Origin of the sequence: Limosilactobacillus alvi (assembly GCF_016900115.1) — a bacterium.
Classification (GTDB): domain Bacteria; phylum Bacillota; class Bacilli; order Lactobacillales; family Lactobacillaceae; genus Limosilactobacillus; species Limosilactobacillus alvi.
Genome location: NZ_JACJJQ010000130.1, coordinates 1 through 239 on the forward strand (window position 1 = coordinate 1; position 239 = coordinate 239).

Genomic DNA, 239 nt, shown 5'->3' on the forward strand with positions numbered 1-239 from the left:
CAATGAAAATATCAAGAAGGGAACAGAATAATTCATGCGCATTATGTCCCTTGATGTGGGCGACCGCACTGTAGGTATAGCTGTAAGTGATGAACTTTTATTTACAGCACAAGGTGTTGAAACCATTCGTCGCAAATCTTATATAAATGATTTAGGACGAATTAAAGAACTTTGTCGCCAATTCGAAACCACAAAATTTGTAGTTGGATTGCCGAAAAATATGAATGGCACCATGGGTG

Annotated in this window: 1 protein-coding gene; it reads left to right on the forward strand. The window is 38.1% G+C overall.

Annotated elements, in window-relative coordinates:
• Positions 1-34: 34 nt before the first annotated feature.
• Positions 35-239 (forward strand): Holliday junction resolvase RuvX (gene ruvX / locus H5993_RS09360; protein WP_204777125.1); only part of this gene is annotated, 205 nt, incomplete at its 3' end.